Here is a 21,114-nt window from a genome sequence, read left to right as displayed (position 1 = left end):
AGACATGAAAAATTTACTATATATCATCATAGGAATCTTGACTTTGACGTCCTGTACTAAGGATTTTGAAGACATCAACACTAACCCAAATGACCCTGTGACCGTGCAACCTCAACTGTTGTTGAGACAGGTTATCTATAACTTTGGTGACGAGATGAGCTACGAGGGTTTTGCGGCTGGCGATTTGCTTTCACAACACCGCACGGCGCTTGACTTTAACCTTTTTGACAGGCATGCGTTAAAAAGTCCGCAGCTGGGTGGGAATCCATGGCCGGTTTTTTACAAGAATCTTCGCGATAACGAAATCTTGCTAAAACAATCTATGAGCAATCCTGCGGCAGCAGTTTATGAAGGCCCAGCAAGGATTCTTAAAGCATATATGGCGAGTGGATTGACTGACCTTTTTGGCGATGTTCCCTACTTTGAGGCGTTTAATGGCGTGGATGGCACGGTGCGCGCGCCGTATGATGCGCAAGAAGATATTTACCTCAATGAAGGAGGGATTTTAGACAACATAGATAAAGGCATCGCGGCCCTAGAAGCCTATGAAGGTGCGATACCATTGCAGGGCGATATTCTTTTTAATGGTAATCTAGAAAACTGGATGAAGTTTGCAAAATCATTAAAGATCAAACAATTGCTTAGAATTTCGGGCAAGGTGGATGTGAGCGCAGAGTTGCAACAGCTTTACAGCGAAAACGGCTACCAGATGACAAATGCTGATAACGCTACGTTTGACTTTACCGCTTCGCGTCCCAATAGTTTTAGACTTTCTCAATTGCGCATCGGGGATTTCAACAACTTTGTGATGTCTGAAACCATGGATGAAATTTTGCATGATCTGAATGATGAACGAATCATGACGTTTTTCCGTCCTACGGGAAATGATGCTAATGTTTATAACGGATTGATAAACGGCATCGACGCTTCTCAAACTTCCATTGAAGTGGCAAACTACAGTTATGCCGGGACCATTTTTAGAGAAGACTCATCGCCGCTTGACGCGAATTTCTTGACAGCTTGGGAAACATATTTCAATTTGGCGGAAGCCGCACAAAAAGGATTGATAACGGCAAACGCTCAAGAATTATATGAAACAGGCGTTACACTGGCCTTTGAATATTGGCAAACAGATTTACCAGCAGATTATCTCACGGGGCCGGCATCTTTTAGCGCAAGCGGAACAACACCATTAGAACAGATCGCAACTCAAAAATGGATTGCACAGATCATTAATGGTTATGAAGGTTGGGTTGAGTGGCGCCGCACCGGTTTCCCAGAATTTAAACCCGTACAAGCCAGTTTGAACAACGGCAATATCCCAGTGCGCATGCCGTATCCTGCGGAAGAAGAAGCACTAAATGCAGACAATTATAAAGTAGCTGCAGATGCTACAAATGGAAATAGCCTGGATTCGCCAGTTTGGTGGGATGAAAATTAGACTTGAGTATTTAGTATTGAGACATTAGATATTTAAAATAGCAATTACGCTTACGCGGAAATGACATTTTATGACGGTTACACAATTACAGTGGTTTTTAGTGATAGGTTCGAGCCTTGTGTTCTTTTTCCTTTCGCCTTTAGCAAAAACCACCGAAGAGTTTTTTAAAGCACAGCATCGCAAAAAAGCCCCGGGAACAGTTTTACTTACGGGAAGTTTGGTGATTTCTTGGATCTTTGCAAAAAGCATAACAAATGCTGCAAATCTGGGATTAGAATTTGGCATCGTAGGCGGTGTTGCTTATGCGGCGTATTATGTCTCTTTTGCGGTCGCCGGGCTCATCATTGTGTCTATGAGAAAGGCGGGTTATGATAGTATTCATCATTTTTTGACGAGTCGATTTGGTAAAGGTGCCGTGGCTATATTTTCTGTGCTTATTGCGATTCGGCTTTTTAACGAAGTATGGAGTAATACGATGGTCATTGGGACGTATTTTGGCGAAACGGGAAGTACGCCTTATTACGCTGCGATCTTAGTTTTTACGCTGCTTACTTTGGCGTATGCCATAAAAGGAGGCTTAAGCAGTTCTATTTTTACAGATGGTATTCAGATGGTGTTATTTAGCATTTTGCTTATCGTCATTCTTGTGAATATTTATTCTGCTGAGGATTTTACCGTGCAAGAGACCGTTTCTTCTGGAATCTGGGATTTTGACATGGGCGTCAATCTTTTACTCGCAGCATTTTTACAAGCGTTTAGTTATCCTTTTCATGACCCGGTTCTTACAGACCGCGGTTTTGTAAGTGATAGAAAAACTACGTTGAGAAGTTTCCTTTTAGCTTCGGTGATAGGTGCGATCTGTATTGCGCTCTTTAGCGTCATAGGTGTTTATGCGCAAAGCATGGGCATGCAAGGACAAGCCGCTGTGGAGGTTGGTAAAGCATTTGGAGTGATTATTTTACTCGTCATAAATTTTATCATGATCACCTCTGCGGCATCCACGTTAGACAGCACATTTTCTAGCTTTTCAAAACTACTTGCGGTTGATTTAAGATTAGGAAATACGGTAAGTTTTGGAAGAATATCAATGGCGATAATCGCTGTTTTAGGAACGATCCCCATTTTCTTAGGAGCAGATATTCTCTCCGCTACAACAATATCAGGAACGATGGTCATAGGCCTCACTCCTATTTTCTTGTTTTACAAACTACCTGCGCCTAAAATAAGTTTCTACCTCAGCGTTTGCTGCGGAATTATTTTTGGTCTGCTTTTAGTCTTTAATCTCATCCCGCAATCATGGATTCTCACAGACGGTAAATACGCAGATCTACTCTGGACAAACGTATGGGGAATTGCATGTTGTCTAACTTTTTACATGATACCTACTTGGATAAAACTATATTAAATCTGGGTTCCCTTTCGGGGAAAATGCTGCTCTTCGGCGGTGTTTACAGCAACTTGCAAGCGCTTGAAGCCTTAATTGCTATCGCTGAGCGCGAAAATATCGCCCCTGAAAATTGCATCTGCACTGGCGACATTGTAGGCTATTGCGCACAACCTGAAGAAACCGTGCAATTATTTAAAAAGTGGGGTGCAAAAAGCATTCTGGGAAATGTTGAAATTCAGCTGCGAGATAACGAAGACAACTGCGGTTGTGATTTTAGAGCTGGTTCTCGTTGCGATGGCTTTTCAAAAGAATGGTATCCGTATGCAAAAGATAAACTGAGTAAGGATTCAATTGATTTTATCAGCAGTTTGCCAGACCATATTTCTTTTCGCTACAGCGAAAAAAACACAATGATCGTTCATGGTTCATACGACTATGTTTCAGAATATGTTTTTAAATCCACACCTTGGGAAGTAAAGGAGCGTAATTTTAGCGAAAGCGAGAGCCAACTCATAATTGCAGGGCATTGCGGCTTGCCTTTTTATCATGAAAATGAAGACAAATTATGGCTTAATCCGGGTGTGATAGGCATGCCTGCAAATGACGGTTTGCAAACCACGTGGTACGCGATTCTTGATGAAAACGGTTTCAATCATCATCAATTATCCTACGATAACCGCACGGCGCATAAATTGATGTTAAATGAAAAACTGCCCATAGAATATGCCCGTACATTAATTACAGGCATCTGGGACAATACTGAAATTCTTCCGCCTATTGAAAGCGGTTTACAAGGATTTGGAATCACATTTTAATGAATAGAGCGATTTACATTTTTATTTTTTTGGCTTTAAGCCAAATAATCCATGCGCAAAGCGATAAGCAAATGGACGAACTGTTGGAGCGTTACAACTCCCGCAGCGTGCCATATATAAGCGTTGAGAATTTAAAAATGAATTGGCAAGATTATGTGATCCTTGACACCCGCAAAAAAGAGGAATATGAGGTGAGCCACCTTCCTGGCGCAAAATGGATAGGCGAAAATCCTGATAAAGATGTGCTTGCCAAAACGATTAAAGATAAAAACCAACCCGTGGTTGTATATTGTTCTGTTGGGATTCGCAGCGAGGATTTTGGCGAACGTATGGAGCGCTGGGGCTATACAAAGGTGCAAAATCTATACGGCAGTATTTTTGCCTGGAAAGATGCTGGTTACGATGTGGTAAACAGTAAAAATAAAGTAACAGATAGCGTGCATGTTTACAGCCGTCACTGGGGGAAATATTTACACACAGGCGCAAAAGTTTACGATTAGTTTAAGGCGAAACCCGGTTGTGAAGCCTAACTTTACTAGAGATAAATGCAAAAAATTTCATGGGACTTTTAAGCAAAAAAGACACCGACGATAAGGAAGAATTCACTGCAGATTTTCACTTCCCCACTTCAGATAAATTATTGATAATCTTTACCCGCAACCCAGAGTTGGGCAAATGTAAAACCCGGCTTGCAGCTACCGTGGGCGATGAAGCAGCGCTTGAGATTTATAAATTCTTGCTCAACCATACGGTTGAGATCACTCAAAATCTACACGTAGACCGCGAGGTTCATTATTCTGAAAACATCAAGAAAAATGACATCTGGGATTCGCTTGTGTATGACAAAAAATTGCAAAGGGGCGATTCACTTGGCGCACGTATGTACAATGCTTTTGGCAACGGTTTTGCAAATGGTTACCGCCGCATCGTCATAATAGGCAGCGATATGTATGACCTTTCGGCGAGGGATATTGAGAAGGCTTTTGATGAACTTAGTGGTCATGATTATGTTTTAGGCCCCGCAGAAGACGGCGGCTATTATTTATTTGGGATGAAAACCTTAAATTCCGAAGTATTTAAAAACAAAAACTGGGGAACAGAAACTGTTCTTAAAGACACTTTAAACGACCTTAACGGCGAAAGTGTAAAACTTCTAGACACGCGCAATGATGTAGATTATTATGAAGACATCAAGGATATTGCGGCTTTTCAACGATTTTTTCCCAGCGAACTAAAAACACAATGAAACAATTTATAGAAGAATCGGCTTTCTTTCTTAAGGAAAAAGGCTTTGACAAAGCAGAGATAGGAATCATTCTCGGCACCGGTCTTGGGCAATTGCTAGACCACGTAGAAGTTATTGCAGAGATGAGTTACAATCACATTCCGTCGTTTCCCACGGCTACGGTAGAGTTTCACAAAGGCAAACTGATCTATGGTACCCTTGCGGGCAAAAAAGTCATTGTCATGAACGGCCGTTTTCATGTGTATGAAGGCTACACATTGCAAGATGTGAGTTATCCTGTGCGCGTAATGCGCGAACTGGGCATTGAGAAATTACTGGTTAGCAATGCGGCTGGAGCCATCAATCTCAACTTTAAAAAAGCCGAGATCATGCTCATCAACGACCACATCAATTTACAAGGCGGCAGTCCGCTGGCGTTTAAAGGCGTGAGTAAATTGGGACACCGTTTTGCAGATATGAGCGCACCTTATGACAAAGAAATGAATGATATTCTTAAGGCTTCCGCCAAAGAAAATAACATCACCCTACACGAAGGTGTTTACGCTTCAGTCGTGGGGCCGCAACTAGAAACCCGCGCAGAATATCGTTATTTAAAGATCATCGGCGCAGATGCCGTAGGAATGAGCACCGTTCCAGAAGTTATTGTTGCAAATCACCTGGATCTACCAGTTGTTGCCGTTTCTGTGCTTACAGACGAATGTGACCCAGACAACTTAGAACCTGTTAATATTGAAGATATTATGGCAGCAGCTGCAAAAGCTGAGCCTAATATGATTAAATTGTTTACAGATTTGATCGAGAGAATCTAGAAGTTGGATTTTAGAATTGAAACCTTAGTATTGAGATTTTAGACATTAGAGTTTTTCGCTGTAGCGAAATTGTATAGAATTCTATCACTTGCTAATTGGGATGAAGCTGTCAGTTCGAGTATCCGCTATAAGCGGATGTATCGAGAACCTCTATATCCTTATATCGCTTTCGCGAAAAGAAATTAAATGAAAAAACTATGAGCTACCTAGACACCACCGCAGACGTTTATAAACAAGCAGCATTAACCCCAGATGTGGGATTGTGTTGCACCACAAATCCTATTTGGGAATTACCGGGAATGAAGATTCCTAAGATCATGCAAGAAATGAACTACGGTTGCGGAAGCACCGTGCATTACCGTGATTTGACCAATGACCCAAAAATCTTATACGTTGGCGTAGGTGGCGGTATGGAGTTGCTTCAATTTGCCTATTTCTCGCGTCAAAAAAGCGGCGTGGTAGGAATTGATGTGGTGGATGAAATGCTCGAAGCTTCACGCAAGAATTTTAAAGAAGCTGAGGAAATGAACCCATGGTTTAAATCTGAGTTTGTGGATCTAAAGAAAGGCGACGCGCTTAATTTGCCTGTGGAAGACAACATTATTGATGTGGCAGCACAAAATTGCCTATTCAATATTTTTAAGGAAGAAGATCTTAAAAAAGCAATTGCCGAGATGTATCGCGTGCTTAAACCTCATGGCCGCTTAGTGATGAGTGATCCCACTTGCGAACAGCAAATGAATGATGAATTGCGCAACGACGAGCGTCTGCGAGCGCTTTGTTTGAGCGGCAGTTTACCGATCAAAGAATATATTAAGATGCTCACGGATGCTGGTTTTGGTACTATCGAGATCAGAGCTAGAAAACCTTACCGCATTCTTAATCCAACGGATTACCCAACTGACGAATTGATTTACATAGAATCAATAGAGGTTGCGGCGATAAAAGACCCGATGCCTGCTGATGGCCCATGTATTTTCACAGGTAAAGCTGCGATATATTATGGCGATCAGGACCACTTTGACGACAACAAAGGACATATTGTATTAAAGAATCAGCCGCTAGCAATTTGCGATAAAACCGCTGGTGCGCTAGCTGATCTAGGCAGAGATGATATTTTTATCAGCGAGAGTACATATCATTATGACGGTGGCGGTTGCTGCTAAGAACATATTAATTTTATCACAAGAAAAGCTTGGGATATTCCCGAGCTTTTTTGTTTTAAATAAAGAATTGTTATTCCTAAATTCCATGCTTATTTCATCAATACGGAAAAACACAGTGAAATGACTAAATCGATTTATTATTTAATGATCTTTTTGGCTTTAAGCCAAATAACAACCGCGCAAGATTTTAACCCAGAAACTTTGTACACCATTGAATCTCCTAACGGACTTGCAATGAGTAATCGCGAAAATCTAGACAACAACGCACCGCTGTTCCTTGAAAAACCAGACAAGGAGAACGAAGGCCAACTTTGGCAAATTATCGCTCTAGACAACGGCTTCTACAATCTTAAGAATCCGCTGGCAAACAAAAGTATTGACAACAAAAACATCAGGGGCGGCAAGGGTAATGATATAATCCAGTGGGACACGAATTACGGCAATGAAAACCAGCAATGGAAGATTGTGCAAACCGGGACTGGCGGATATATCATCACGCATAAAACGAGTTCGATGGGAATTGATTTTAAGTCAAATGACCAAGAAGACGAGCAACTTTTTCAACATCCTAATTCTGCGGTGGTGTGGATCATAAAACCTTCTAAAATAAAGGCAGAAAGCATTTACAACCGTCGCAAAAGCGACAACGACTGGGAAAACGAAACGATTTTTGCCATAAACAAGGAAGATGGTCATGTGACGTATTATCCCTATCCTGACACAAAATCCTTGATGCAGGATGCGACTTTTGATAAACCTTGGCTTACGCCAAAATCTTCCCTGTACAGATCCTTAAATGGAGATTGGAAATTCAATTGGGTTAAGCAACCTTCTGAGCGTCCGGCAGATTTTTATAAAAAGGATTATGCCGTTTCTAGTTGGAAAACCATTGAGGTTCCGTCCAACTGGGAAATGAAAGGTTACGGAACTCCTATTTATACAAATATCACGTATCCTTTTAAGAATAATCCGCCGTTGATCCAACCTCAAAAAGGCTATACAAACGAGAAAGAACCGAATCCTGTAGGTTCATACCGCAGGGATTTTGACATTCCACAAGACTGGGAAGACAAAGAGGTTTTTGTGCATTTTAATGGAGTTTACAGCGGGATGTATCTCTGGATAAATGGCGAGAAAGTGGGCTACACGCAAGGCTCAAATAATGATGCAGAGTTTGATATCACTGAATATATAAAACCTGGCAAGAACACCATCTCAGCAGAAGTTTATCGCTGGACGGATGGTAGTTATATAGAAGATCAGGATATGTTTCGCTTAAGCGGAATTCACCGAGACGTATATCTTGTTGCAACTCCTAAGGCCAAGATTCAGGATTTTGTGATTACCTCAGATTTTACAAAAGATGACCTATCTGAAGTAACCATGAATGTAAAAACTACCATCAAGAATTATGGCAAGAAATTTAAAGATGGAAAACTTAAAGTTTCACTTCTTGATGAAGCCGGTAATGAAATTGAAAATAAAATCGCAGCTATTGAAAAGCTAAAAAGAGACGAATCTGATGAAGTGAACTTAGCATTTGATATTAAGAACCCAAAGCTTTGGTCTGCTGAAATCCCAACTTTGTACTCTGTGGTACTTGCACTAGAAAATGAGGAGGGCAAAGAGATTTTGGCGGTTTCTAACAAGTATGGTTTTCGAAAGATCGAAATCAAAGACAAACGCGTTTTTGTAAACAACAAGCAAATCTTCTTTAAAGGTGTTAACCGTCATGACACGCATCCAATTTATGGCAAGGCGATTCCTATTGAGTCGATGATGGAGGATATCACCTTGATGAAGCAAAACAACGTGAACACCATTCGCACGAGTCATTATCCTAACAGCCCAAAAATGTATGCGATGTATGACTATTATGGCTTGTATGTAATGGATGAAGCTGACCTTGAAAACCACGGAAACGGTGGTATAAGTGCAAATCCATCATGGATTCCTGCTTTTAATGATAGAATCATACGTGCAATTCAGCGTGATAGAAATCACGCGTCAGTGATTTTCTGGTCGCTGGGTAATGAAGGTAGCGATGGCGCCAACTTTGACGCAATGTACAAGGTTGCAAAAACCATGGACGACCGCCCTATCCATTACCAAGGTAAAAATCAAGTTGCAGACATAGATTCTCACATGTATCCTTCAATGGATTTCATGGAGTCTTTTGACAAAAGGGACACAGACAAACCGTATTTCTTGTGCGAGTATGGCCATGCGATGGGTAACGGAATCGGGAATCTCAAGGAATATTGGGAATACATGGAGAACGAATCTGAGCGCATGATAGGCGGTTGTATTTGGGACTGGGTTGACCAAGGTCTTGTGAAATACGGCGGGCCACAAGATGAATACTTATATGGTGGTGATTTTGGCGATACGCCAAATGACCAGGATTTTGCAGACAATGGTATTGTAACTCCAGACCGCCAGCAAACCGCAAAATTGCACGAAGTAAAAAAGGTATATCAGTACATCAAGATATCGCCAGCTGATTTGGCAAATGGCTTGGTCAATATCAAAAACACCTACGACTTTTTAAATCTTGATGAATTCTCCATCTATTGGAAAGTGCTTGAAGACGGTAAAATGATAGAGCAAGGGAAGCTTGCGCCGCAAGACATCGCAGCAGATAGCAGTAAGGATATCAAGATTCCGTTTACGGGAAATTATGATAACAACCATGAATATTTACTGAATATTGAGTTCGCTACCGTGAATGATCACCCTTGGGCTAAAGCCGGTCATGTGCTAGCATCAGAGCAATTGAGAATCACAGAGCGTACTGCGATTCCTGAAATAAATCTGGACGAACTTGCTCCTATCACGAGCAAGCAAACGGATGATTCCATTATCCTGAGCGGTGAAAATTTCAAACTGAATTTTGATAAAAAGTCGGGTGTGATTTCTTCACTTTCCTTTGATGGTAAAGAAACGATTCATGCGGGCGAAGGACCACAATTCAACTGGTATCGCAGCGTTTCAAACGACAAATACACAGACCAGAATTACTATCCGACGCAGGAAAAGGTTGTGAAAAGTGATTTCGCTTTAAGCGAAAACAAAAAATACGCAACCATCACATTGACAAAAAATGTGACTATTGAGAAAGGTGACCAACCAGTAAATCTAGATTATGATATTACCTACACCGTGTTTTCTAACGGAAAAATTGACGTGGATGCCACTTTTGAAAAACCAGAAAATCAACCAATCATTCGTCGTTTAGGACTGCAAATGGTAGTTCCTGAAGGTATGGAGCAGGTGACGTATTTTGGTCGTGGACCATGGGAAAATTATGCCGACCGTGACGCGTCTTCTTACTTGGGTAATTATGAAACTACTGTCACACAAATGCAGGATGAGGAGCATTATGTGCGCAGTCAGAGCATGGGGAATCGTCAGGACATTCGATGGTTGAGCGTGCAAAATAACGCTGGCGCAGGTTTTAAAATCGTGTCAAAAGACAGCTTGAGTTTTACCGCTTTGCACCACAGCGATGCAGACCTTTGGGAAGCTGAGCATGATTTTGCCCTAGATAAAACCGAAAAACCATTTACATATCTAAGCCTTGACCGCATTCAACAGGGACTGGGAAATGCAAGTTGTGGACCGCTACCGCTGGATAAATACATGATTCCAGAAGGTGAGCCTATTCACTTTGCATTTAGAATTGAACCACTGGAATAGATAATAGACTCTAGACAAGAGATAAAAGAAAGACCTCACAAGTTTTAGAAACCTGTGAGGTCTTATTGTTTTAGTATGACAAGCTTTTGCAAAAACTGCAAAAGATTATTTTACTAGCCTTTGCGCATATAAATATTACCGGCAACAGTTTCTAGTTTAACAAGCTCCTGACCATTATTCACAATGCCTTTTACGTGCGAATCAAAGCTTCCCTGCTTCTTCTCACTATTCTGGATATCGAGGTCGGTATAAATGGTTCCCGTCACCGTTTTAGCATCAATTTTTGCCTTACTCATCGCCACATCAAGATCTCCGGCGACAGTTTTAAGATTCAGTTTACCGTTGTATTTTTTGATTTCCACATCACCAGCCACAAGGTCTGTAGTTAGATTACCAGAATAACTATCTGCAAATAAATTTCCCGAAATACTCTTCACGCTCAGGTCGGCATTTTTAGGAATGTAGACCACGTAGTTTATCTCGGTTGTGGTATTGCAGTTGTTGCCCCAGTTTTTCTTCTTGTCAAAATAGTCGCCATAATCAGCTTTAATGATATAATCGCTACCCATTTTCTCCTGTTTAAGGCTGTACGCGTCGTTGCCCTCACCGTCATCAATGGTAACATCAGCAGTGATTTTTACTTCATTTTTGTCCCATTGCATCAGTTTGATGTCGTTAGCGAACTTAAACTCAAGTTTTATCGCATCGCTGCTTGAGACGCTATAGCTCTCCTCTACTTTTCTTTGGGCGAAAGCCGAAACAGCAACCAGTACTGCCAGGCAGGTAAACATTAGATTTTTCATAATTGATTGATTTTTGTCCCGATAATTATCGGGAAATGAATGGCCCTTTTATTTCTTTCTCAGGTAAATATTTCCTGTTGACGCTTTAAGCGAAATCTTCACTCCTCCGTTATTGAGGTCACCCGAAATTGCTTTTTCGTTAAGCGCTTTCAGTCCGTCTGCGCGAGGTTTTACAAGGTCAAAGTTGGTATACACTGTTCCCATGGTAGATTTCATCTCCACCGACGCCTTTGTGCTGGTAGGCAAGGTCACATCGATAACGCCCGTTGACGAACTGATAGAAATAGGCGCATCCTGATTCACGCTACCAAAAATCACATCTATCGCACCGGTTGAACTGTGGGCAGTAATTGGGCCCGTCACATTATCCAACTTAATATTTCCCACGCTGGTGTTCACTTCCAGCTCAGAAGACCAACCGCTCACGGTCGCACTTCCCAGGCTTCCCGTATTAATGTTAAGCGCAACGGTAGCCGGCAATGTTATGGTAAGCCCTTTGCGCTTCCAGAAGGTTTTAAGGTCTTTAATCCTCAGCGTTTCTCCGTCAGTTTCTACAAACATTCCCACGCCAGTGTTGTCTTCGCCAGTGGCATACACCGCCTTTAGACCTTTGGCACGGTCATCCTCACTTTTACCGCCTCTATTTTCATCTTCCCAACTCACTTCAACATTGTGGTCTTCATCGCCGCCGCAATCTTTGCAGCCATCGCTTATCACGATTTCACTGCCGCTTCCCTTAATAATCTTCACGCTTGTGCCGGTTTCAATTTCCACACGGCTTATGCCGCTCAATGATTTTTTAAAGTCTTTTTGGGCTGTAGCCAAAAGACCTACGAGCATAAAAGCAATTGTAAATACAGTTGTACGTTTCATTTTTCTATTTGTTTTTTGATTGAATTCTTAATTTTTAACGGCTTCATGCTGAACTCGTTTCAGCATCTCATCCTGTTTATGCGACCCTGAATCAATTCTGTTAATTATCGGAACAGGGTGACGGTTACAACATCTGTGTCAACCCGTTTGTAGCTTGTTGTTTCACGAATCCCGGCACTTCTGGCTCTTGCAATAATTTTTGCATCGGCTCTACCGCTCTTTTATCTTGGGCTTGCGCCAAAAATTCTATCACAGCGATTTGCACATCAGGATTGCGTTCTTGGGTGAGCGCTTTGATAAATGCATCTTTAACCAACGTGTTATCCTTAAACCTGCCCAAAGCTTCTGCAGCGGTAAGTCGCACGTTCACATTCTCATCGTTATGCATCCGGCTGATGATAGCCTCAAGCACTTTTACATCAGGTTGTTTCATCTCTTCGCTATAGCTCACCGCCTGTATGCGCTTGCTCGCCGAACGATTATCAAGCATCGCAAGGGTCATTTCAGTTTTTAAATCCTCACTTTGCTGCTCTAGGTATGTGATTTGCGTATCGGCTTTTTGTTTTGCCTGGCTTTCGCCAAACATATACCCAGCAATCAATAATAATACTGAAGCGGCCACCTGAAAGGCTGTTTTCCACGAAAGTGCAATCACCTTAGATTCCTTCTTCTGAGCAACCAACTGCTTTTCTGTTTGCAGCATGTGCTCAAAGGAATATTTCAGTTTTTCATCTGGCATTTCTGGGGTTACTTTGCGCATCGTTGCGAGCAAGGCTTCGGTTTGTTGAACTGCTAACTTGCAAGCATCACATGCCGAAACATGTTGCTCAAACGCAGTTAGCTCTTCCGCCGAAAGGCTACCCTCCAGATAGTCTTCTATTTTATTTTCTACTTCGTTGCATTTCATATCTCCACAGATTCAAAGTATAGTTTCCTTAATTTTTTAAGTGCGCGGTGCACTTTGATCTTTACCGCGGTTTCTGTGCTTTGCAATACCTCAGCGATTTGCGCATAGCGCATTTCCTGAAATTTGCTCATCACCAGTATTTCGCGGTCGCTTGCTGGTAATTTTTGCATAACCAACTTTAATTTCACCACATCCTCATCACCTTCTAGTTCTTGCACATCTTCCGGGATATGCTCTGCCGGCTCGTGGCTAAATTTGCTGTTTTGCTTCTTAAAATGATCTGAACTCAGATTGCGCGCTATCTGAAAAATCCATGAGGCAAACTTCCCACCATGGTACGAATTGCGGTATTTGATGGCTTTGTAAAACGTGCTCTGCACAAGGTCTTCACTGGCTTCCCGGTCGCGCACCATTTGCATGAAAAAATTAAAAATCCACGCATGATACCGCTCAAAAAGCACCCGCATACAATCCAAGTCGCCGCTGGATACATAGCTCATCAATTCTTCGTCGGTTAGATTTTTCAAAGTTGATTTTTGATGGTGTTTGTCATGAAGACCTAGTGAAATGAGAAAGGTTTCACCTAAATGTAATTTTTTTTGATAAAAATGCTCCCTGCGTGACTTTTAGTGTTCCCTGCACTATTTTGAGCCGCCCTGCATGAATATTTATTATTCCTGCAAATACTTTTATTATCCCTGCATAACTTTTAGACGTCCTGCGGGACTTTATATGCTTCCTGCATGACTTTTATCCTTCCCCGCGCGGTTTTTACCCGCCCTGGGAGACTATAGACCCTCCCCGGGTGAATTTTTATTATTCCAGGATATTAAAATATTATTCCCGGTTAACTTTTAGGCTCCCCGGAAGACTTGGGATGCGTCCCGGGTGAATTAGAGTGTTCCCCGGGAGGTGGGGAGAAACATAACCCTTCCGTCTTTTTCGCTTTAAGCGAAAAATCCACCTTCCCCGCCATGGCGGGGAAGGAGTTATTTAAAACAAAAAACCTCATGCTATTGACATGAGGTTCCTTATTTGATTATATAAATTTTCAGTCGCTTACGACTAATCTACCTTTATCATTGACTTTGAAAGCGAGATACACTCTTGATTTTACAGGAGTACCATAAAGACTTATTGGCTGCCATTGCTTTATCTTATTCGCCAATTCTAGGACTCTTTTTTCAAAATCATTTCTAGCTGCTTCGTATGTATTACTCCTTAAATTCATACCATACATAGTATCAACCACCTCAAATCCTGTATCATGTCTAGGAGCCAAATTAACATTAGTGGTATTTCCTTCCCTATCCACATCAAACCATAAGAACGCAAAATCTTCACTTTTAAGATTTTGATTCTTTGCATTGAAAACACTTAAAAGAGAATCAACATTCGTATTGTAATTACGCTCAAAGCTTGAATACCTATAATCTGTAAATTGAAAATTATTACCGTTATTTAAAACACGCTGTTCTTGCTCGTTAATACTATACTTCCCCAAGGGCTTGCTATTTGAACAATTGAAACTGAAACGCTGATTTTTATTATCCGCTTCGCTATAAATCAACCATTTTTCACCTTCTTCAACATTCCAATCACATGAATTAAATTCTCCTGTAAATTCACCCTCAGCTTTTAAGGTATAACTTATAAATTTTGGTTTATCACCATCTTTATAATGCTTTAGCACCTTAAATTTCACAACGTAAGTAAGGGAATCTGAGGCATAAATTTTACTTATCGCATTTCCTTCAAAAACATAGTCTGACTCATAAAATTCCATGGCAGGCTTTGGAACATCGCAACTACATGCGACAGCCTTAAATGTAAAAGCTATAAATATTAAAAGGAAAAAATAAAATTTAGACATGAATTTATCTCTGGTTATACCCAAAGCGCTTTAACTGCTTGTCATTGCTACGCCAGTCTTTATTGACCTTCACATACAGTTCGAGGTGAACTTGCTTCCCAAAAAAGGCTTCTAAATCCTTTCTCGCCTCAACACCTACCCGCTTTAATGCCGAACCCTTGTGGCCGATGATGATTCCCTTCTGGCTGTCGCGCTCTACCATAATGATGCTGCGCATACGGATGATGTTATCATCCTCATGAAATTCCTCTGTCTCGATTTCCACCGAATATGGAATCTCCTTTTTGTAATGCATCAGGATTTTCTCACGGATGATTTCGTTCACAAAAAAGCGCTCAGGCTTGTCCGTTAAAGCATCCTTAGGATAGAATGGTGGCGACTCTGGCAACAGCTCAAGAATCTTGTTAAACACTTGGCTTACGCCAAAATTCTCCAGCGCCGATATCGCAAAAATCTCTGCATTGGGCACTTTTTCTTGCCACAGTTTTAGATTTTCGGCAAGGAGTTCTTCGTTACCCTTATCGATCTTATTGAGCAATAAGAGAACAGGAATATCAGCATTTGTGATCTTGTTGAAAAAAGCTTCATCCTTTAACTCCTTTTCGCCAAGCTCAACCATATAGACTAGCACATCTGCATCTTCTAATGCCGACTTTACAAAGTCCATCATACTCTCCTGCATCTTGTAAGCAGGCTTGATGATTCCTGGAGTATCGCTAAGCACCATCTGAAAATCATCGCCATTCACGATACCCAGAATACGGTGACGTGTGGTTTGTGCCTTAGAAGTAATGATGCTCAAACGCTCGCCCACAAAGGCATTCATCAAAGTTGACTTGCCCACATTAGGGTTACCGATGATATTTACGAAACCAGCTTTATGTGGTTTATTTTCAGGAGTGCTCAATTGTAAGGGTTTTTTATTTCCCTGCAAAGATAGAGCTTATAGAAAGAGAAGTGATGAATCAATTTTGTTTAATCCAGATTTCACCGTCTTGCTTATTTTTTAAAGTGTTTTCATCAATTATTGTAAATGAAAACTCATTCTCTATTTGCTCATTCTTCTTCACCTCAACATTGCTAGAACTTGCTGTATACTCTGATTGATACATAACATCATCACCATCTTCGGTATATCCAACCGTACCATCCTCTTGAAAAGATAGACTTTCACCGCATGGAAATTCTTGTCCGTAGAGTTCTAATGTACAGCCTGAAATTTCATGATGATAAGTTGCTCTAAAATAAAGATCATTTGCACCACCGTCGTCATCAGAACTGCAAGAAATTAAAAATGAAAATGTAAATACTAAAAATAAAAGGTTGATTGATCTCATAAGTCTGTTTATTACAAGATACATAAATCCTTAAAAGGTTGCGTGTTAATCTTCAAAAATCAGTCTACCCTTATATAATTCTTCAACCTCAACAACGGGCGGGCGGTTTACTGAGATCACATCGCCGGTACTTAAGATCTGCCCGCGGATGGATTGTTGTGGGTTCACGATCACTTTGTTTGTACCGCGCTGATAGAGATTCAAATCTTGGATGATAAGTTCGCGACCTTCAAAGCGGGCATCACCTTCCAGAATCTCAAGATTCAAGGTGTTTACATTTCCCGATAGGAAATAATTACTAAGCCCATTACCGGTGATATTGAGTTCATCAACATCTAGCTCAAGCCGAAAATCACCATCCTTATGAAACTCATCTTCTAACTCAACATCTTCAGAAATTAGAGAAAGTGTGGGATAACTTAAGATGCCATCACTTTGTATCTCGTAGCCCGAAGCATTTCTAATTTGGGTGATATTTGGCGAAGTAACATAGAGTTGAGTGATGTTATAATCACGCACTAAGTTGCAGCCATTGTCATTAAAAACAGTGAGTTCACCATCTTTAACACTGATCTCGATATCATTAAGCAGATTTTCTCCTGTGCCGATTACAACCCTTTGCTCTGGGCCATGTTTAAGGATAAGTTGAACACGCTCCTCAACCACGATAGAAGTAAATGGGTCGAGGTCAAATTCCTTTTCAATAGGATCACCTGCCGCTTGAAAACAGTTAAGACCTTCTTCGCTGTTACATGACAGCGTCATTTTCGCGCAAGCGAAAACAAAAAATACGAACGCAATTTTTTTGAAACTCATTACCCGTAAAGGTAAGGTAAATTAATTACCAGTCTTGACTGTATCTATGGTGGTTTCCTCTTTTTTCTCATCGCTCATAAAGATCTCACTCTTTAATTGAGAGATGCGCTCTTTAGCAAGTCTAGGCATGCCATACGGTTTATCAAAACGCGCTACATAATTTTCATAAAGCTTGAGCACGGCTTCTTTGTTTTCATAATAGTTATCAGCGATCACGGCCTTGCCATAAACAGCAGCTTCTAGATCAGGATTTTCTTTAAGCGCATTATTCATATTCTCCATAGCGCGTAGCCATTTTTTATGAATGCGATAGGTGTTTGCAAGGGTATAATAATCTTCATCCAGTGGCAAATCTTTAAAAAGTAACGCTTGTTGACCATGAAATTCTGCTTTTTCAAAGTCTTCTGTGAAGTTGTATAGTTTTGCCATAATACCATGGATATAATAATCCTCTGGCGAATATTCTAGTGCCTTTGCATAAGCCTCAATAGCCTTCTCATAAAAGTGATCTCTGTAATAAGATATGCCTAGTTTCTCATAGATAAACTGACTTTCGGTTCCTAGTTCAATTAGTTTTTCAAACCATTGTTGCGCTTCTGCATCCCAACCTTTATGATAGTAATTTTGAGCAAGCAGGTTAATGATCTCGACATTCTCATCATAACTGGCTAGAGCAGTTTTACAAAGTTGCTCAACCTCATTATAGTCTTTGCGCTTAAGGTGATAGGATGCTAATGCTGCGAGCGCTTTTTGATGCGTGCTATCCAGAGATACTGTGGTTCTAAGGTCATCGAGATAGGCTTCGGTTTCTTCTCCTAGTTGCTTAGCATCAATGGTGTCTTTGTCATAAAATCTTAGTCTTTCTCTTACGCGGCCGCGCTGGTAGTAGAAGTTTGGGTTTTTGGCATACGCCAAAATCAGATCTGTAAAAATACTGTCGGCCTCAGGAAATCTATTTTTTGCAAAAAGCAGTTTACCATATTCTGTCATCGCGACTGACTGGTCTGTGCCGGTAGCGGCAAGCGCATAATTTTGAAGCGCATCATCCAGCGTACCTTTCGCCGAATGGCTACGAGCTAACAAAAGATATTCTTTCTCTGACTTATCTTCAATTTGCTCTAATTGCTTGATCGCCTCACTATAATTGCCCACAGCATACAAACTGTCTGCAACGCTCAAAGCCGGAGTTTGAGCTCCGGCTTTAACTACAACTAAGGCTAGTATACAAAATTTAAAATAAAGATATTTATTCATAATTTGGTTGTCGTAGTTTTTCAATTCATCGCTAGCATTCTATTTAACTTTTGCTCTAATTCTAGAAGATCATTTTCTTGTTTATCAAATGATTTAGAAGAATCTGCACCTACAAATCTATCGATCACAATACCGTCTTTATCGATAAGAATGTATGCAGGAATGGGTTGCACTGTATATTGTTTTGCAATAGAACCTGCTCTTGTAAAACTGTGTAAACCATCATAGACATGATACCAAGGAAGATTCTCTTGCTTTACATTTTCTTTCCAGGCGTCTTTGTCTTTATCAAAAGAAACACCTACGATCTCTAAACCATTATCATGATATTTCTTGTAAAGCCTTTTAATCTCGGGATGATTTTTTTTACATGGCACACACCAGCCTGCACTAAAATCTAGCAGTACTGTTTTACCCTTTAATTGATCCAGACTGAAAATTTCTCCATCAAGACTCTCTGCTTTAAAAACTGGAGCTACGTCACCTGTATTAACTATGTATCGTTCAATTTCAGACACAATATTCTTACCATAATAAGACTGTTGTACCTCTGGTGATAGGTGATCGTATAATTTTTTTAAAGACGTATTATCAATCTGACTTTTATAAAAATCCAACCAATATCCACTTACGTAAGAGTCTGGATTTTTAGAAGTATAATCAATAACTGTGGTTTTCATTTCATCTAGAATATTCTCACGCTGCACTTTATCGTTAACAGTTAGAGATTCTAATTTCTTCCTGAAGATATTCATAGAAGTCATAAAACTCTCATACTCATTATGACTTACTGAACCATCAACCTCCGCCTCTTGAAAATGCCCTTCTTTAAGATCCATTTCAATTCTTCCAGGCTCTAGGAAAAATAATTTTAGATTAGGATCCTCCATTCTTCCATCATGAAGATTACTTGATATAACTGCACGTAAAGGTGTATTGATAAACCCTTGTTTTGAATATGAACCATCTACTACAGGTATAGTATCTGTTACATAAGTATCTGTAGTATCTAAGTAACTTAATAGTAAGTATTCAGTTTTAGCACCTTCTACTTTACCGCTAATAACAAATTCTCCTTTTTCTAATTGAGGTTTGCTACATGATACTAAAATGAGGAAACAAAAAACTATTAAAGCACTTATCTGATGGTTCATATTTGAAATCTTCTTGAGTTTAAAAAATGGTATCTACACAATGGTATCGTTCACTATTCAGCACCTTGAAATACGATAGGAAGGCTATATAACACATTTACATTTTCTCCTCTTTGCTTTCCTGGCTGCATTTTTGGAAGCAATTTGATCACTCGTTCAGCCTCCTCTTCTATAGCTGGGTGCGGACCGCGTGAACCTATATCGGTAACATCACCATTTGCATCGATCTGAAAGCGCGTATAAACACGGATTACACCCTTTAATCCTAACTCCTTACCAAGACCTGTATTAAACTCTTTGCTTACCATTCGCGATATTTTTGAACTCATACACTCTTTTGCTACTGCGTTATCCAGATTCTCGCATCCAGGAAATACAGGAACTTGTTCAACTACCGCATATGGCACATCATTTATTACTGCTTCATTAAGAGCGATACCATCTGTCATGCTCTGCTCTAATCGTACTTCTTCGACTACTTCAATTACTTCAGGTTGCTTCGTTTTGGCCAAGCGTAGGATTTCCTGAATTTGTTGAGCTTGGTCTAACGAGATATTTTCGGAGTTATCGAGTTGTACTCTTAGATCAGCAATTTGTTCATCTAGCGTTTTACTAGCAGCATCGTTCAGTTTGTCGTCCTGTGTACATGCCGCTACAAAAAGCATCACGCCTAGTAAGGGAAGTACCATTAAATACTTCAATTTTGAAATTGTTTTAGAATTACTTCGTAACATAATTATTCGTTTTTTGGTTAATGAATGATTAAAAAATGTGTTTATAAAAGACACCTGTTTTGTGCCAAATGCCGCATTGAGCAATTGATTGAGGTAGTCTGATTTTTCTTCTTTTGCTGCCTTTCTATCAGCGATGAATTCATGTACTTCTGCAATGGTTTTTTGATACAAAAAGATCATCGGGTTAAACCACATCACAATCCTTAGGATCTCAAAAAATAATAGATCTACACCGTGCTTCTGGTTCACATGCACTTGTTCATGTTCTAATATCTGTTTTCGGGCAAGCGCATCGATCTTCTCGCCCATAAAAATGGTGTTGAAAAAGGTAAATGCCGCAGTACTGTTCGGTATATGAATTATACGTTTATCCTCTTTTCGCTTAAAGCGAAAAAAACGTAGCACTGAGGTATACTTCACTGTAAAAAACATAATACTAAACAGCACACCTAAAGCATACAGCAACGGCACAAGCAACGCTGGGTCAAAAAGATCTTGTCTCGCTTGTATAGTAACCGCAGTCAAATGTACCACTTGCGTTTGCGGCTCAGTTTCTCCTAAAATTATCGCTGGTAATTCTTGTATATATCTCGTAACTGGTGCACTCGCCTCAACAAAAAGGTCAACGTTAAAAAATGGCAATAACATCGCTAGAACTGGAGTGACAAGCAGGTATACTCGGTTGAAATTAAAGTGCGTTTCTTTATGTAACCAGAGGCGGTACACCATTAAAAACAATGCCTGAAATAAAATTACCTGAGCGATATAAAGTGCCATATTCTTTTAGTTTAAATTACAGT

The 21,114-nt window shown here is 40.4% G+C and carries 19 protein-coding genes; 8 read left to right on the top strand and 11 right to left on the bottom strand.

Annotated elements, in window-relative coordinates:
- The first annotated feature begins 4 nt into the window (after nucleotides 1-4).
- The 8 genes from ACZ5L8_RS16015 to ACZ5L8_RS15980 all read left to right on the top strand — a co-directional run bounded on the left by ACZ5L8_RS16015 (nucleotide 5) and on the right by ACZ5L8_RS15980 (nucleotide 10,563).
- Complete coding sequence (locus tag ACZ5L8_RS16015; RefSeq protein WP_464438669.1) at nucleotides 5-1,441, top strand: SusD/RagB family nutrient-binding outer membrane lipoprotein; 1,437 nt, start codon at nucleotides 5-7, stop codon at nucleotides 1,439-1,441.
- A gap of 70 nt (nucleotides 1,442-1,511) precedes the next feature.
- A complete protein-coding gene (locus tag ACZ5L8_RS16010) occupies nucleotides 1,512-2,846 on the top strand; it encodes a sodium:solute symporter (RefSeq protein WP_464438667.1) in 1,335 nt (444 codons plus the stop codon).
- Nucleotides 2,828-3,643, top strand: a complete 816-nt coding sequence (locus tag ACZ5L8_RS16005; RefSeq protein WP_464438665.1) for a metallophosphoesterase family protein — start codon at nucleotides 2,828-2,830, stop codon at nucleotides 3,641-3,643. The genes ACZ5L8_RS16010 and ACZ5L8_RS16005 overlap by 19 nt, the downstream gene beginning before the upstream one ends.
- Nucleotides 3,644-3,714: 71 nt before the next feature.
- The gene (locus ACZ5L8_RS16000; protein ID WP_464438663.1) at nucleotides 3,715-4,143 is read left to right on the top strand and encodes a rhodanese-like domain-containing protein; all 429 of its coding nucleotides are present in this window, start codon (nucleotides 3,715-3,717) and stop codon (nucleotides 4,141-4,143) included.
- A 59-nt stretch (nucleotides 4,144-4,202) separates the two neighbouring features.
- Complete coding sequence (locus tag ACZ5L8_RS15995; RefSeq protein WP_464438661.1) at nucleotides 4,203-4,889, top strand: TIGR04282 family arsenosugar biosynthesis glycosyltransferase; 687 nt, start codon at nucleotides 4,203-4,205, stop codon at nucleotides 4,887-4,889.
- On the top strand, nucleotides 4,886-5,698 hold the full coding sequence (locus ACZ5L8_RS15990; protein ID WP_464438659.1) for a purine-nucleoside phosphorylase: 813 nt from the start codon (nucleotides 4,886-4,888) through the stop codon (nucleotides 5,696-5,698). The genes ACZ5L8_RS15995 and ACZ5L8_RS15990 overlap by 4 nt, the downstream gene beginning before the upstream one ends.
- Before the next feature lie 197 nt (nucleotides 5,699-5,895).
- Nucleotides 5,896-6,864, top strand: a complete 969-nt coding sequence (gene arsM, locus ACZ5L8_RS15985) for an arsenosugar biosynthesis arsenite methyltransferase ArsM (protein ID WP_464438658.1) — start codon at nucleotides 5,896-5,898, stop codon at nucleotides 6,862-6,864.
- A gap of 120 nt (nucleotides 6,865-6,984) precedes the next feature.
- Nucleotides 6,985-10,563, top strand: a complete 3,579-nt coding sequence (locus ACZ5L8_RS15980) for a glycoside hydrolase family 2 TIM barrel-domain containing protein (protein WP_464438656.1) — start codon at nucleotides 6,985-6,987, stop codon at nucleotides 10,561-10,563.
- A gap of 113 nt (nucleotides 10,564-10,676) precedes the next feature.
- Here the strand turns inward: ACZ5L8_RS15980 and ACZ5L8_RS15975 are convergent, their stop codons facing one another.
- From ACZ5L8_RS15975 to ACZ5L8_RS15925, 11 genes are all read right to left on the bottom strand, one after another.
- Nucleotides 10,677-11,366, bottom strand: a complete 690-nt coding sequence (locus ACZ5L8_RS15975) for a DUF4097 family beta strand repeat-containing protein (RefSeq protein WP_464438655.1) — start codon at nucleotides 11,364-11,366, stop codon at nucleotides 10,677-10,679.
- Nucleotides 11,367-11,414: 48 nt separating this feature from the next.
- On the bottom strand, nucleotides 11,415-12,239 hold the full coding sequence (locus ACZ5L8_RS15970) for a DUF4097 family beta strand repeat-containing protein (RefSeq protein WP_464438653.1): 825 nt from the start codon (nucleotides 12,237-12,239) through the stop codon (nucleotides 11,415-11,417).
- A 124-nt stretch (nucleotides 12,240-12,363) separates the two neighbouring features.
- Entirely contained in the window at nucleotides 12,364-13,146 is a 783-nt protein-coding gene (locus tag ACZ5L8_RS15965; protein WP_464438651.1) for a zf-HC2 domain-containing protein, read from the bottom strand.
- Nucleotides 13,143-13,673, bottom strand: a complete 531-nt coding sequence (locus ACZ5L8_RS15960; protein ID WP_464438650.1) for an RNA polymerase sigma factor — start codon at nucleotides 13,671-13,673, stop codon at nucleotides 13,143-13,145. The genes ACZ5L8_RS15965 and ACZ5L8_RS15960 overlap by 4 nt, the downstream gene beginning before the upstream one ends.
- A 524-nt stretch (nucleotides 13,674-14,197) precedes the next feature.
- Nucleotides 14,198-15,019, bottom strand: coding sequence for a hypothetical protein (locus ACZ5L8_RS15955; protein ID WP_464438648.1), 822 nt, complete (start codon nucleotides 15,017-15,019; stop codon nucleotides 14,198-14,200).
- 4 nt (nucleotides 15,020-15,023) lie between these two features.
- Nucleotides 15,024-15,926: a GTPase Era gene (gene era / locus ACZ5L8_RS15950; RefSeq protein WP_464438646.1), complete on the bottom strand. Its 903-nt coding sequence runs from the start codon at nucleotides 15,924-15,926 to the stop codon at nucleotides 15,024-15,026.
- A gap of 58 nt (nucleotides 15,927-15,984) precedes the next feature.
- Nucleotides 15,985-16,356, bottom strand: coding sequence for a hypothetical protein (locus ACZ5L8_RS15945; protein ID WP_464438645.1), 372 nt, complete (start codon nucleotides 16,354-16,356; stop codon nucleotides 15,985-15,987).
- Between the two features lie 45 nt (nucleotides 16,357-16,401).
- Nucleotides 16,402-17,172, bottom strand: a complete 771-nt coding sequence (locus ACZ5L8_RS15940; RefSeq protein ID WP_464438643.1) for a head GIN domain-containing protein — start codon at nucleotides 17,170-17,172, stop codon at nucleotides 16,402-16,404.
- Nucleotides 17,173-17,193: 21 nt separating this feature from the next.
- A complete protein-coding gene (locus ACZ5L8_RS15935) occupies nucleotides 17,194-18,426 on the bottom strand; it encodes a tetratricopeptide repeat protein (RefSeq protein WP_464438642.1) in 1,233 nt (410 codons plus the stop codon).
- Nucleotides 18,427-18,446: 20 nt separating this feature from the next.
- The gene (locus tag ACZ5L8_RS15930) at nucleotides 18,447-19,580 is read right to left on the bottom strand and encodes a redoxin family protein (RefSeq protein WP_464438640.1); all 1,134 of its coding nucleotides are present in this window, start codon (nucleotides 19,578-19,580) and stop codon (nucleotides 18,447-18,449) included.
- A 53-nt stretch (nucleotides 19,581-19,633) separates the two neighbouring features.
- The gene (locus ACZ5L8_RS15925; RefSeq protein WP_464438639.1) at nucleotides 19,634-21,091 is read right to left on the bottom strand and encodes a M56 family metallopeptidase; all 1,458 of its coding nucleotides are present in this window, start codon (nucleotides 21,089-21,091) and stop codon (nucleotides 19,634-19,636) included.
- Nucleotides 21,092-21,114 lie beyond the last annotated feature (23 nt).

Source organism: Leeuwenhoekiella obamensis (assembly GCF_055391795.1).
This window is presented reverse-complemented; position numbering and strand designations above follow the sequence as displayed.